Origin of the sequence: Streptomyces sp. Je 1-332, from assembly GCF_040730185.1 — a bacterium.
In the GTDB taxonomy this organism is placed as follows: domain Bacteria; phylum Actinomycetota; class Actinomycetes; order Streptomycetales; family Streptomycetaceae; genus Streptomyces.
Window position 1 is genome coordinate 1215221 of record NZ_CP160402.1, and the last position, 14171, is coordinate 1229391.

Annotated in this window: 8 protein-coding genes; 4 read left to right on the top strand and 4 right to left on the bottom strand. The window is 72.5% G+C overall.

Annotated elements, in window-relative coordinates:
- The first annotated feature begins 123 nt into the window (after window positions 1–123).
- The 4 genes from ABXJ52_RS05680 to ABXJ52_RS05695 are packed head-to-tail and all read left to right on the top strand — an operon-like array spanning window position 124 to window position 6045.
- Entirely contained in the window at window positions 124–1209 is a 1086-nt protein-coding gene (locus tag ABXJ52_RS05680; RefSeq protein WP_367039767.1) for an S-(hydroxymethyl)mycothiol dehydrogenase, read from the top strand.
- Window positions 1206–3692 carry an FAD-dependent oxidoreductase gene (locus ABXJ52_RS05685; protein ID WP_367039769.1) on the top strand — a complete coding sequence of 829 codons (2487 nt, stop codon included), beginning with the start codon at window positions 1206–1208 and terminating at the stop codon, window positions 3690–3692. Before ABXJ52_RS05680 ends, ABXJ52_RS05685 begins: the two co-directional genes overlap by 4 nt.
- A gap of 37 nt (window positions 3693–3729) precedes the next feature.
- Entirely contained in the window at window positions 3730–4884 is a 1155-nt protein-coding gene (gene solA / locus ABXJ52_RS05690; RefSeq protein ID WP_367039771.1) for an N-methyl-L-tryptophan oxidase, read from the top strand.
- 33 nt (window positions 4885–4917) lie between these two features.
- Complete coding sequence (locus ABXJ52_RS05695; protein ID WP_367039773.1) at window positions 4918–6045, top strand: aromatic ring-hydroxylating dioxygenase subunit alpha; 1128 nt, start codon at window positions 4918–4920, stop codon at window positions 6043–6045.
- Here the strand turns inward: ABXJ52_RS05695 and ABXJ52_RS05700 are convergent.
- From ABXJ52_RS05700 to ABXJ52_RS05715, 4 genes are all read right to left on the bottom strand, one after another.
- Window positions 6042–10820, bottom strand: coding sequence for a hypothetical protein (locus ABXJ52_RS05700; RefSeq protein ID WP_367039775.1), 4779 nt, complete (start codon window positions 10818–10820; stop codon window positions 6042–6044). The two genes, ABXJ52_RS05695 and ABXJ52_RS05700, sit on opposite strands and share 4 nt — an antisense overlap.
- An 85-nt stretch (window positions 10821–10905) precedes the next feature.
- Window positions 10906–11799 (bottom strand): hypothetical protein, encoded by an 894-nt coding sequence (locus tag ABXJ52_RS05705; protein ID WP_367039777.1) that lies wholly within the window; start codon window positions 11797–11799, stop codon window positions 10906–10908.
- Window positions 11800–11854: 55 nt separating this feature from the next.
- The gene (locus tag ABXJ52_RS05710) at window positions 11855–13381 is read right to left on the bottom strand and encodes a hypothetical protein (protein WP_367039779.1); all 1527 of its coding nucleotides are present in this window, start codon (window positions 13379–13381) and stop codon (window positions 11855–11857) included.
- A 79-nt stretch (window positions 13382–13460) separates the two neighbouring features.
- Window positions 13461–14165 (bottom strand): GntR family transcriptional regulator, encoded by a 705-nt coding sequence (locus ABXJ52_RS05715; RefSeq protein ID WP_367048831.1) that lies wholly within the window; start codon window positions 14163–14165, stop codon window positions 13461–13463.
- Between the last annotated feature and the right edge of the window lie 6 nt (window positions 14166–14171).

Genomic DNA, 14171 nt, shown 5'->3' on the forward strand with positions numbered 1-14171 from the left:
GCTGTGCGCAGCTGATTTGCCAAGGGTTAACTCCCACCCCTTGACGGCCTCTTGATGGCGTTCCCAGTATGTCTCTCATAGCGCAACCCGTCGTGCAGTGCGCAACAGCAGAGGAGTCTGGTCGTGCCACACGAGGTCCGTGCCGTCGTCGCCATGAAGAAGGCCGCACCCGTCGAGGTGCAGACGATCGTCGTGCCAGATCCCGGACCGGGAGAGGTACTCGTCTCCGTGCAGGCCTGCGGGGTCTGCCACACGGATCTGCACTACCGGGAGGGCGCGATCAACGACGACTTCCCGTTCCTGCTCGGCCATGAGGCCGCCGGCACCATCGAGGCGATCGGCCCCGACGTCACCGATCTCGCCCCCGGCGACTACGTCGTGCTCGCCTGGCGCGCGCCCTGCGGAGGCTGCCGCTCCTGTCTGCGGGGCCGCCCCTGGTACTGCTTCGACTCACGCAACGCCGCCCAGCCCATGACCCTCCTGGACGGCACTCCCCTGAGCCCAGCCCTCGGCATCGGGGCCTTCGCGGAGAAGACCCTGGTCGCCGCCGGGCAGGCCGTGAAGGTGGACCCCGCGGCCCGCCCCGAGGCCGCCGGGCTCATCGGCTGTGGCGTGATGGCCGGCTACGGGGCCGCCGTGAACACCGGCCAGGTGGGCCGCGGCGACACCGTGGCCGTCATCGGCTGCGGCGGCGTCGGCAACGCCGCGATCGCCGGAGCCTCGCTGGCGGGCGCGCGCCGCGTCATCGCCGTCGACATCGACGAGGCCAAACTCGACGGGGCGACCCGGTTCGGCGCCACGCACACCGTCAACTCCCGCGGCACGGACCCGGTCGAAGCCGTCCGTGAGCTCACCGGCGGTTTCGGGGTCGACGTCGCGATCGACGCGGTCGGCACCCCGTCGACGTACAAACAGGCCTTCTACATGCGTGATCACGCGGGTGTGCTCGTGCAGGTCGGTGTGCCCGATCCGGAGATGAGGATCGATCTGCCGCTGGTCGACCTGTTCTCGCGCGGCGGCGCCCTCAAGTCCTCCTGGTACGGGGACTGTCTGCCGACGCGGGACTTCCCGATCCTCGTCGACCAGTACCTCAACCGCCGGCTCGACCTCGGCGCCTTCGTCTCCGAGACCATCTCGCTCGACCGGGTCGAGGAGGCGTTCGGCAGGATGCACCGCGGTGAGGTCCTTCGTTCGGTGGTGGTCCTGTGAACGCCGCATCCGTGCCCGCCCCCGCCCCCACCCCCGACAGGGAGCACCGGTCACCCCGCGTCGTCGTCATCGGCGCCGGCATCGTCGGCTGCTCGCTCGCCGACGAACTCACCGCACGCGGCTGGACCGACGTCACGGTCCTCGAACAGGGTCCGCTCCCCGCGCCCGGCGGATCGACCTCGCACGCCCCCGGCCTCGTCTTCCAGACCGGCCCCTCCAAGACGCTGACCACGTTCGCGACGTACACCGTCGAGAAGTTCGGCGCCCTCGAAGTGGACGGTCTGTCCTGCTTCAACCCGGTCGGCGGCCTCGAACTCGCCACCACGCCCGAGCGCTGGGCCGACCTGCACCGCAAGGCCGGGTACGCCGCCTCGTGGGGCGTCCGCGCGGAGCTGGTCGGCCCCGCCCGGTGCAAGGAGATGTGGCCGCTCATCGACGAGAGCAAGGTGCTCGGCGGTCTGCACACCCCGGACGACGGGCTCGCTCGCGCCGTGCTCGCCTGCCGTGCGCAGATCGATCGGGCACGCGCGCGTGGTGCGCGTTTCCGCGACCGGCACACCGTGACCGGCGTGGAGCAGGAGGAGGGCCACGTCACCGCCGTCGTGACCGACCGGGGCACGTTCCCCGCCGACCACGTCGTGTCGGCGGCGGGCTTCTGGGGTCCGGTGATCGGTCGCATGGCAGGCGTCGACATCCCCCTGCTGCCGCTCGCCCATCAGTACGCCACCACCGAGCCCCTGCCCGAGCTCGCGGGCGTCAACGACCCGCGCACGGAAGCCTCGAAGCCGATCCTCCGCTTCCAGGACCGTGATCTGTACTTCCGCGAGCACACCGACCGCATCGGCATCGGCTCGTACGCCCACCGCCCGCTGCCCGTCGACGCCTTCACCGTCCCGGCGTACGACGACGCACCGGACATGCCGTCCTCGTACCCCTTCACCGAGGAGGACTTCGCGCCGAGCTGGCAGGACTGCGGTTGGCTGCTGCCCGCACTGCGCGAGACCGCTGTCGCGGAGGGCTTCAACGGCGTCTTCTCCTTCACGCCGGACGGCATGCCGGTCCTCGGCGAGTCCCGTGCGCTGCGCGGCTTCTGGCTGGCCGAGGCGGTGTGGGTGACGCACTCCGCGGGCGTGGCCAAGGCGGTCGCCGAGTGGATGGTCGACGGGCGGCCCTCCGTCGACGTGCACGACTGCGACCTCGCCCGCTTCGAGGACGCCCAGCGCTCCCCCGCGTACGTGGCCGACCGCGGCGCCCAGCAGTTCGTCGAGGTCTACGACGTCCTCCACCCCCTCCAACCCATGGAGCACCCCAGGCCGCTGCGGGTGAGCCCCTTCTACGCCCGGCAGCAGGAGTTGGGAGCCGTGTTCCTGGAGGGCGGCGGCTGGGAGCGCCCGCACTGGTACGAGGCGAACGCCCCGCTCCTCGCGGGCGTCGAGGTCCCCGGGCGTGATGCCTGGTCGGCCCGCCACTGGTCGCCGATCGCGGCCGCGGAGGCGAAGGCGACCCGCGAGAAGGTCGCGCTCTACGACATGACGCCGCTGCGCCGCCTTGAGGTGGCAGGGCCCGGAGCGCTCGCCTTCCTGCAGCGTATGACCTCCAACAACCTGGCCAAGAAGCCCGGTGCGGTGACGTACACCCTCCTCCTGGACGAAACGGGCGGCATCCGTTCCGACCTCACGGTGGCCCGGCTCGCCACGGACCGCTTCCAGGTCGGCGCCAACAGCCCGGCCGATCTCGACTGGCTCCTGCGTCACGCCCCCGACGGCGTTCACCTACGGGACATCACGTCGGGCACCTGCTGCATCGGTGTCTGGGGGCCGCTCGCCCGCGACCTCGTGCAGCCGCTCACCCGCCACGACTTCTCGCATGAGGGCTTCGGCTATTTCCGGGCCAAGGAGACGTACATCGGGCATGTCCCGGTGACGGCGATGCGGCTGTCGTACGTCGGTGAGCTGGGCTGGGAGCTCTACACGAGCGCCGACACCGGGCTGCGGCTCTGGGACACGCTCTGGGAGGCGGGACAGGAGCACGGCGTGATCGCGGCCGGGCGTTCGGCGTTCAACAGCCTGCGCCTGGAGAAGGGCTACCGCGCCTGGGGTCACGACATGACGACCGAACACAACCCCTACGAGGCGGGCGTCGGTTTCGCCGTCCGCATGGACCGGGGCGACTTCGTGGGGCGTGCCGCGCTCGAACGGCGCGGCTCCCCCGCGTCCCCCCCGCGGAAGCTCACCGCGCTCCTGCTCGACGATCCGGCCGCCGTGGTCCTGGGCAAGGAGCCCGTGTATGTCGACGGACTCCCCGCCGGGTACGTCACCAGCGCCTCGTACGGCTACACGCTGGGCCGGTGCGTCGCCTACGCGTGGCTGCCGCCCCAGGAGACGGGCGCGAGCGTGCACGTCGAGTACTTCGGCGAGAAGGTGCCCGCGACGGTCGCCGAAGAGCCCTTGTTCGACCCGAAGATGACCCGCATCCGCCGGTAGCCGGTCGAAGCCCCCTCAGCGCTCTGGAGGAAGCCCTGTGTCCCCCACCTTTGACGTGATCGTGATCGGCCTCGGCGGCATGGGCGGCGCCGCCGCCCACCACCTTTCCGCGCGCGGCGCCCGTGTCCTCGGACTGGAGAAGTTCGGGCCCGTCCACAACCGCGGCTCAAGCCACGGCGGTTCACGCATCATCCGGCAGTCCTACTTCGAGGACCCGGCGTACGTTCCCCTGCTCCTGCGCTCGTACGAGCTGTACGCACGCCTGGAGCGCGACACCGGCCGCGATATAGCCATCCTGTGCGGCGGGGTGATGGTCGGCCGGCCCGAGAGCCGTACCGTCTCCGGTTCGCTGCTCTCCGCGCGGCAGTGGGACCTCCCCCACGAGATGCTCGACGCCCCCGAGATACGCCGCCGCTTCCCGACGCTCAGCCCGCGCGACGACGAGGTGGCGCTGTACGAGGCGCGGGCGGGGCTCGTCCGCCCCGAGAACACGGTCGCCGCACATCTGCAGCTCGCCACGCAGCAGGGCGCCGACCTGCACTTCGAAGAGCCGATGACGCGGTGGGAGCCGTACCGGGACGGCGTGCGCGTGCACACGGCGGAGGACACCTACACCGCGGGGCAGTTGGTCATCTGTCCCGGCGCCTGGGCGCCTCGGCTCCTCACCGACATCGGGGTGCCGTTCACCATCGAGCGGCAGGTCATGTACTGGTTCCAGCCCACCGGCGGCGTGCGGCCCTTCCTGCCGCAGAACCACCCGATCTACATCTGGGAGGACGCGGACGACACACAGGTCTACGGCTTCCCGGCCATCGACGGCCCCGACCTGGGCGCCAAGGTCGCCTTCTTCCGCAAGGGCACGCCCTGCACGCCCGAGAACATCGAGCGCACGGTCCACGAGCACGAGGTCGGCGCGATGGCGGAGCACATGAGGGGCCATATCCCCTCCCTGCCCGGACAGTTCCTCAAGGCCGCGACCTGCATGTACTCCAACACGCCCGACGAGCACTTCGTCATCGCCCGCCACCCGGCCCACCCGGAGTCGGTCACCGTCGCGGCCGGGTTCTCCGGACACGGCTTCAAGTTCGTGCCGGTCGTCGGCGAGATCGTCGCCGATCTCGCGCTGCGGGGCACCACCGACCACCCCATCGAGCTCTTCGACCCCAGCCGCCTTGCCGCCGCGCCCGCTTGAGGAGTGCCGCGCCCGCCTTAGGAGAACGCCACCGTGACGACGACCCCCGAGGCCCCGTCCGCCGCCAGCCTGATGACCACGCTGCCGGGCCACTTCTACACCGACCCCGAGATCTTCCGGCAGGAGCAGGAACGCGTCTTCGAGTCGCTCTGGTTCTGCGCGGTGCGCGCCGCCGACCTCGACAAACCCGGTGCCTTCCGCACCGTCCAGGTCGGCCGCGAGAGCGTTCTGGTCACCCGCTCCCGCTCCGGACAGCTGCGCGCCTTCCTCAACATCTGCCGGCACCGCGGCGCCCGGCTGTGCACTCAGGAGTCCGGTGAGGTGCGCCGGGCGCTCCAATGTCCGTACCACGCATGGACCTACGACCTCGACGGCAAGCTGATCGCCGCGCCGAACCTGGTGAAGATGCCCGATGTGGACCGCACCGAGTACGGCCTGGTCAAGGTCGCCCTGCGGGAGTGGCTCGGCTACGCGTGGGTGTGCCTGGCCGACGAACCGCCGTCCTTCGAGGAGTCCGTCATCGGCGCCGCCGTGGAGCGCCTCGGCGACACCGCGTCCATCGAGCGCTACGGAACCGAGTCGCTCGCCCTCGGTCAACGCGTCACCTACGACGTGCGCGCCAACTGGAAGCTGATCGTCGAGAACTTCATGGAGTGCTATCACTGCGCGACCATCCACCCCGAACTGACCGACGTACTGCCGGAGTTCGCGGACGGGTTCGCCGCCCAGTACTACGTCGGGCACGGCGCGTCGTTCGGTGAGGAGGTCAGCGGATTCACCGTCGACGGCAGCGCGGGCTTCGAGCGTCTCCCCGAGGTCGCCGAGGACCAGGACCGCCGCTACTACGCGATCACCATCAAGCCGACCGTCTTCATCAACCTCGTCCCCGACCATGTGATCCTGCACCGGATGTTCCCGCTGGCCGAGGATCGCACGGTCGTCGAGTGCGACTGGCTGTACGCACCCGAGGTCGTCGCGTCCGGCGTCGACCTCACCAAGTCGGTGGAGCTCTTCCACCGGGTCAACGAACAGGACTTCGAGGCCTGCGAGCGCACCCAGCCCGCGATGGCGTCACGCGCCTATCGCGGGGGCGGGGTGCTCGTGCCGACCGAGCACCACATCGGTCTTTTTCATGAGTGGCTGACGGACCTGCTGGGCTAGGCCGTAGGGGCCGGGCGTTTGTACATGCGCGTCGCCGTGATCTCGCCGTGCACGGTCTCCTCGGCCGGGTCCTGCTGCGGCAGGCCCGGCCGCAGGTGCTCCTCCACGCTGATGTACTTCAGGCCCGCACGCAGGTCCGCGTCGTTCCGCAACCGGATGACCAGCGGGAACTCCGCGAGCGCTGTCGTGTCGAACAGGCCGGTGGTGTACAGCAGCTGCACACCGAGCGCGTCCGACACGGCCCGCTGGAGCTCCAGGAGGTACGTGGCGTTGGCGCGGCCGATGGGGTTGTCGAGGAACAGCGTGCCCGCGTGCCGGTGCTTGTCGCGGCCCCGGTCGTTGCTGCGCAGGGCGGCCATCGTGCAGTACAGGGCGATGGCGGCGGTGAGCAGCTGGCCGCCGGAGAAGACGTCGCCCATCTGTCCGACCGGCACGCGCTCGGCACGCAGCACGGCGTCCGGCTTGAGGATCTCGACGGCGATGCCCCGCGGTTCCAGGGCGGCCTGAACTCCCCGCAGCAGCAGGGACATTCCGTCCCGCCGCATGTCGGAGTTCTTCTTGACGGCGGCCCGCGTGGCCTCGTCGATGACCTCGCCGAGGCGTTCGGTCAGCGTCGCCTGGTCGGGCTCCTCGAAACGGACGCGCAGGAATTCCTGGCCCGACCACTCCCCCAGGCCCTCGGGCAGCTGCGAGAGGCGCTGCGCGGAACGGAGCGTGGCCAGCGAGGACTCCACGAGCCCGCGCAGCCGGTCCACGATGCTGTCGCGGTTGCGCTCCAGCTGCTCCAGCTCGTCGGTGAGCACGCGCAGGCGCGGCGCGAAGGCGTCGGCCCACTTCTTGGCGTGCTCCGGAAGCGCGGACGCGGGCAGCTCACGGATCTGCTGGCGGGCAGGGGTGCGCACCTGCTCGTAACGCGTGGAGTTCGCGTGCCGTACGAGGATGTCGCTGGCCTCGCGCACGGCAGCCTCGGCGGCGGAGAGGTCGGCGGCGCAGCCGCGCAGGGAGCGCCGGGCCTCGGACGCGGACTGGCGTGCCTCTTCGAGGGAGCCGGGGTAGGGCTCGGGCTCTTCAGCGGCCGTGGCGCCCTCGGTGTCCTGGTGCTGCTCGCGCAGCAGGTCGCGCAGGAGAGCCGCTGTCTCGTCGAAGCCGCCGGCCGCGTCCTCCGTGGCGCGGTGGGCGTGCACGAGGGTCGCGTGTGCGTCCTTGGCCTGGCTCAACGCCTCGGTGTGGGCGGCCAGTTCACCGGTGGCGGTGCGCAGGAGCGCCTGCGCGTGCTCGGCGTCGGCGGGGACGAGGTCTTCGGGGAGCTCGGTATGGACGTCGGCGTCATCCTGCGGGGCGAGCCGCTCGGCCTCGCCGCGCAGCCTGCCGAGCTGCTCGCTCGCGGCGGACGCGCGGGTCTCGATGAGCTGGACCTGCGCCTCGGCGCGGGCGGACGCGGCCTGCCGGGAGGGGCCGTCGGAGCCGTCCGTGCCCTCCAGGAGCAGGGCGGCGCGGGTGCGGACCTTGTTGCTGAGGCGGTCGAGCTCGGCGAGGGCGCTGCTCTCGTCGCTCTCGGCGCGGGCCTGTTCGGCGCGCAGGTCGGCGCCGACGCCGACCTTCTCGTAGAGCTGGGACGCGGCGCGGTAGGCCTCGCGGAGGGCGGGCAGCGACGACTTGGGGGCGCTGGTGTCCTCGGGCAGGTCCTCGGGGGCGCCGGCGATCTCGGCCCGCTCGGCGCGCAGGGCGCGGGCTGTGCGGCGGGCGTCGTCGGCGGCGCGCTGGGCGGAGCGCCGGTCCTCGTCCGCGGCGCGGGCCCGGTCCAGACAGGTCTGGGCGCGGGCCTCCGACTCGACGGCGTCATCGGCGAGTTCGCGCAGCTTGGTCTGCCAGCCCGCGCGCTCGCGCAGGCGGAACGCGAGCCCCGCGAGTGCGTCGGCGACGCGCCGCGCCCGCTGGGCGGCCTCCTGCCGTTCGTCACGCGCGCGTGCCGCATCGGCCGCCGCCTCGTCGGCCTCGGCCCGGACCGTGCGGGCCTCGGCGAGTTCGGCTTCGGCCTCTTCGGCGAAGGCGCGGGCGCCGCGTGCGGCGGTGGCCAGCTCTTCGATGTGTCCGGCCGGGCAGCCGCCGCGCCATGAGGCGAGCCGTGCGGCGAGCTCGCGGTCCTTGGTGAGGCGCAGGGCGAGCGCCCGGATCTCCTCGTCGCGCTGCGCGGCCCGTGCGCGCAGGGCCGTGCGCTCTTCGTCGGCGGCGTGTTCGTCGTGCATGGCGGGGTTCGGCGGGACGAGGAAGACGTCACCGCCCTGTGCGTCCTCGCCCGGGGTCGGGGCGAGGAGGGCGGCCGCGGTGCCGACCGCGACGGCCGAGCGGGGCAGCAGGGCGGCGCCGGCGAGGGCCTCGCGGGCCCGTGCGTGCGTTGCGGGGTCGGTGATGACGACGCCGTCGACCAGCTCGGGCCTTGCGGCGAGCACGCGCGCGTGGTCGGCGGGGTCGACGGCCTGTGCGAGGTAGCGCCAGCCGGGCAGCGCGGGGATGCCGTGCTCGCCGAGGAACTCGACGGTGGCCAGGACGTCGGGCCCCGGCGGCAGGAGTCCGCCGTCGCCGAGGGCGCCCAGGATCCGGGAGTCGTCGGCCGCGGCGGTCCTCAGTTCGAAGAGCTGCCGCTCGGCGGACGCCACCCCGTCGTCGAGGAGGGTACGGAGGTCGTCGGCGTTGCGGTCCAACTCCGTGAGGGTCAGGGGACCTTCGGTCAGGGGGCGGGTCCCGGTGGCGGTGCGGGGGCCTGCTCCGTCTGCGGAGACGGCACGTGCGCCATCACCGGCAGCGCCACCTCCCGCTGCCGCGTCGGAGGCCGACGGTCCTCCCCCGGATGCCTCACCCGGACCAGCAACCCCACCGGCCTCCTCACCGGCCCCCCGGCGCGGCTGCGGCACCCCACCCTGGGAGACGGCTCCCGGGAGCCCGAGCAGCTCGGCGAGGCGCTCGTCGCCGGCGATCGACTCCGCGGCGCGGCGTTCGGCGTCGTACGCGTGCTCGGCCGCGTCCGCCGCGTCCGAGGCGCGCGCCGCGGTGAGTTCGGCGCGGGCCTCGGCTGCGGCTGCCTCCTTGGCGTGTTCGGCGGCGCGCAGGGACGTCTCGCGTGCGGTGTCCCAGGCGGCCGCCGCGGTCTTCTCGGCGTCGCTCGCGGCCAGCGCGGCGCGCGCCGGGTCGGCGTCCGGGGCGGTGTCGTCCAGCCAGCCGGCGCGGACCGCCTCCGCGGTCTCCTGCTCGACTTCGGTGAGGCGCTGGCGCAGGTGTCCGGCCTCGCTGCGGGCGCGCTGCGCCTCGGTCGCTGCGACGGTGGCGTCGCGGTGGGCGGCCTCGCCGGTCTCCTGGAGTGCGGCCGAGCGCTCCTCCTCCTCGTTCGCGAGCGATTCGGCGCCCTCGGCCGCGGTGTGCAGGACACGGACGAGGTCGGCCGCCGCCTTGGAGCGGGCGGCGAGCGCGGGCGCCGCGTCCCGCTCGGCCTCCAGGATCGCGGAGGCCACGCGCGCGGAGCGGTCGGCGGCGGCGCGGTGCCGCAGGACGGCTTCGGCGGCCTGCCAGGCGGAGTGCAGCTGACGCGCGTCGGCCAGCTCGCGGCGCTGGGCTGCGGCGGCCTTCTCCGCGACCGTGAGTGCCAAGGAGGCGTGCCGGAAGGCGAGTTCGGCGGAGATCAGCGCGGACCTGCCGCGTGCTTCCTCCGCCGTGGTGACCGTCTGCGCGGCGGCGGTGACCCGCTCGGCGAGCTCCCCCGCCTTGTTCCGCTCGGCGACGGCGCGCGCGGAGAGGCGGCGGGCGAGCGCGCGCGTGCGGCGCTCGGCTCCCGCGTGCACGTCACGCGCGCGTGAGCGTGTGTCGGCGGCGTCGACGATGCGGCCGAGCAGGTCGACGGAGCCCGCCGTGAAGTCCCGTTCGGCGATGAGTTCGGAGCGGCGGCCCAGCTTGTTGCCGAAGCCGTGCACGAGGTCGGCGAGGCCGTCCGTGTCACGGGTGTCCGTGACGGCGCGCAACAGCAGGTCGGTGAAGTCGGAGTCCTTCTTGACCGCGAAGAGGCCCGCTGCCTCGCCCTCATCGGCATTCATCTCCCGCTGGTAGCGGAAGAGTTCGGGGTCGAGGCCGAGGTCGCCGAGGTGTTCGTTCCAGCGGTCGTGGATCTCCTCCCAGTGCACTTCGAGGTGGGGGTACGCCTTGCCCGCCTCGGTCAGCGCGTCACGGAAGCCCTTCATGGTGCGCCGCCGCCCCTGGGCACCCGAAACGCCCTCCACGGAGGGCCGTACGGCGGTGGATTCGGCGACCGGCAGCGAGTCCAGGCTCATGCCGGGTCCGGGCCGGAAGGAGTACCACGCCTCGGCGAACTTCCGCGGGTCGTTGGAGATTTGCCGTCCGCGCCACTCGCTGACCTTGCCGACGACGACGCACTCGCCGGTCAGCGTGTGCTGCCACTCCAGGGCGACGTGCCCGCAGTCGTCGGCGAGGAGGAACTTGCGCAGCACTCCGGAACTGGCGCCGCCCAGCGTGTTCCGGTGGCCCGGCAGCATCACCGAGAAGATCAGTTTCAGCAGGACGGACTTGCCGCCGCCGTTCTCCAGGAAGAGCACGCCCGCGGGGGCCGGGCGGCGCGGAGGGCCGACCGGCTCGTCCTCGAAGAACTCCGCCTGGGCGGGCGCGGGGGCGGGCACTTCCGCGCCGACGCCGCGCAGGTCAAGCACGGTGTCGGCGTAGCGCGCACCGGCGGGGCCGATGGAGTAGAGGCGGACCCGGGACAGCTCGTACATGGCGGCGGACTCTCGTCGTAAGTCGTGCGGAACAGCAGGAAGGTGCGGGGTGACGTCGAGGACGCCGGCGTGTTCAGGAGTGTGTTCAGGAGTGGAAGGGCAGGCCCGCGTCGGCGGCCAGTTCCAGGTCGTCCGTGTCTTCGGGGGGCAGCAGGGTCGCGGACCCGTCCGTGACGGGCACGATGCCGAGCTCCAGGAGCTCGGCCATGGCGGCGCCGCCCGCCATGTCGCGCACCTGCAGCTGATAGCGGGCGGTGGTGCGGTACGTGCCCCCGGAGTCGTCGCCCGTGCGCTGCAGGAACCCGGAGTCGGTGAGGAACGCGACGGCCTTGCCGATGATCCCGGTGGTCGACCCGGCGAGACGGCGGGCGTCCTTGGTGGCGCCCGTCGAGCTGCGCCGGGCCCAGATCCGCCAGGCTGCCTCCAGACCGGGGGCGTCGGTCTGCGGGTCGGAGTTCTCGCCCTGTTCCTCGGCGCGCTCCTCCAGGCGGTGGCAGGCCTGACGTACGAAGGCGTCGACGCCGTTGACCGTGACCCGGCCGATGTATCCGTCGTCGGCGAGGTCCTCGGGGCGGGGGAACGCCAGGGCGGCGACGGCGAGATGGGCGAGGCCGTGCAGGAAGCGGTCGGTGGAGTCGGCGGCCGTACGGCGTGCGTAGTCGCCCATGCGGACGGCGAACACGGAGTCCTCGGCGGCCGTCACGGCCATCCCCGCGCGCGGGGACACCTCAAGGACGACGAGGCCGAGCCCGGCGGCCACGGCGTCGGCGAGCCGCGCGAAGGGTGGGTCCTCGCGGTAGCGGCGCAGCAGCTCGGCGTACTCCTGGTCGCGGGCGGGCTGGAGTTTGGGCTGGAGCCCGAAGGCGACGAGGCGCGCGGCGTCGGCGGCGTCGGCCGGGGTGATGGCGGCACTCGCGGCGGGCGCCGCCGAGGCCTCCGGCTCGCCCCACGCGGCGTGCTCTGCGGGGTGCTCGGTCACGGCTTGTGCTCCTTGCGGCGGTCGTACGTGCGAGTCGTGCGGGTGTCGGGAGCGCTCACGCCGCCTCCGTCCGGCCGGCCGCCATGCCGGCGGCGTCGAGCAGTGCCGTGCCCACGATGAGGTCGGCGCCGCCGAACTCCGGGTCGTCGAGTTCGGTGCCGTCGTCCACGGCGAACAGGAGCTTCTCCTCGCCCTGGCGGTAGGCGGTGCCGACCGGCGGGCTTGCGGCGTGGACGGCGAGGAGGGCGACCAGATACGGCAGTTCGGTGTCGCGGCGGCGTGCGTCGGCGAGCAGTCCGGACAGGCGCCGGGGCGCGTCGGCGGGCAGGTCGAGCAGCTCCATGGCGTCGGCGAGCTGCTCATCGCTGAAGCGGCTGTCGTCGGGGGTGGCGATGAGGTCGGGTTCGGGCATCTCCATGCCGAGGTGCTCCCGCTCCTGCGGCGGCGTGAGCAGTATGTCCACCAGGTCCCCGACGCGTACGGAGACGGGGGTGCGCAGTCCCGTCCCGCGCGCGAAGAACGCGCCGGTCACGCGGCTCGCCTGCTCGACGGGGAGCGGCAGGAGAGGGGCGACGAGCTGGCCGTACAGATCGAGGCCGGTCCGTGTGGTGGGGGCCGCGAAGGCCTGGCGGTCCTGCTCGGCGCGGAACAGCGGGCCCGCTTCGAGGAGGCGGGACTGGAGCTGTGTGTGGCGGCGGATGCAGTCCTTGACGATGTCGACGAGCTCTGCGGCGCGGCGCTTGTGTTCGGGGTCCTCGGACTCGTCGCGTGCCTTGCGGATGTTCGTCAGGATCGCGTTCTCGTGGCGGTAGCGGTCGGCCACGTGGTCGAGGGCCTCCGCGATCATGTCGGGGACCGCCTGGAGCCAATCGACCGCGCGGACGTTGCGCCGGGTCGCGTCCAGGGCCCTGCGGAGCGTCTCCGAATACTGCACCGTCCGATAGCGCGCCTGTTCCGCGGCGAGCTGGGCGTCGGCGAGGCGCCCGCGGTTGATGAGCACCTCCAGCTTCACCTCGGCGGCGATCTGGGCGCTGGTGACGTCGGTGTCGAGGGCGCCCACGAGGACGTTGACCGCCTCGTCCGTCGTACGGAGATAGACACCCCCGCCGTACCCGGGCACTTCTTCGATCAGCTTGAAGTCGTAGTCCCTGCGGACATAGGTGCCGTCGGGCGCGAAGGTGCCGTACACGGCGCGGAAGCCGCGGTCGACGCTGCCGACGTTGATCAGGTTCTCCAGGACCCAGCGGGCGACGCGCTCGTGCTCGGCGACGGGGCGCCGGGGGGCCTGGGCTCCGACGCGCGGGAGCAGCCTGGCCACTATCTGCTCGTGGTCGGCGCCCGTGTCGAAGTCCATGTTCAGGGTGACGAGGTCGATGGCGGAGAGGGCCACTTCCGCCATCGCGTACACCGAGTACTCGCCCGCGAGGTTGGCCTTGCGCACGTCCAGGTCGTGCAGCGGCGCCGTGCAGGCGAGCGCGCGCAGCCGCCGCGCCAGGCCCTCGTCGGCGGCCGGGCCCAGAGCGGGCCTCGGCCCCGCGCTGAGCTGGGGCGGAGCGGTGTCCGTAACGGCAGGCGAAGTCACGGTGCACAGACTAGATCCTCGGTCTGACAACGGTCGAAACGGCGCAGATCTGACAGCGCCCTGCCGCTGCCCCCGGCCGTCAGGAGGACGCCCGCTCGCCCTCCGCGACGCGTTGGCCGTAGACCTCGACGAGGCCGCGGCGGGAGTCGTCCAGGTAGACGGCGAGCAGCCGCTCGGCCTCCGCCGCATCCCCCTCCTGGAGGGTCTGCAGTATCTGCCGATTGCGTGCGAGATACGGCTCGTGCAGTCGACGCGGGTCGTCCACCACGTGGAAGGCCAGGCGTAGTTCGGCGAAGACGCTGCGCATCACCTCGTCGGTGCGGGCGCTCCCGGCGAGCGCGACCAGCTCCCGGTGGAAGTGGATGTTGGCCGTGGAGACGCCCTTCCACTTGCGCTCGCGGGCCGCCTTCGTGCCGTCCGCGACGGCGCTCGCGAGTCCGTCGAGCGCGAAGGGCGGATCGCCGAGGCCGCGGACGACCGCGCACTCCACAAGACGCCGGGTGCGGTAAATGTCCTCCACGTCCTCAATCGTGAGAACTCGGACAAATACCCCGCGATTGAGCTGGTGGACCAACAGCCGTTCGTGAGTGAGGAGACGGAAGGCCTCGCGCAACGTGTTGCGTGAGACGCCGAGCGCGCCACCGATGCTGTCCTCCGACAGGCGGACTCCCGGCGGGAAGTACCCCTCGGCGATGCGGCTCCGAAGGATGTCCGAGACCCGCTCCGCGGTGCTGGTCCGCCCCAGAAGCGCACGGTCGTCGGCCAGTCCACTCGCGTCGGCCATGTCCCG

Coding starts and splice junctions, on each gene's coding strand:
- ABXJ52_RS05700 (WP_367039775.1), bottom strand. CDS start 10,820: ATGTACGAGCTGTCCCGGGTCCGCCTCTACTCCATCGGCCCCGCCGGT.
- ABXJ52_RS05715 (WP_367048831.1), bottom strand. CDS start 14,165: ATGGCCGACGCGAGTGGACTGGCCGACGACCGTGCGCTTCTGGGGCGG.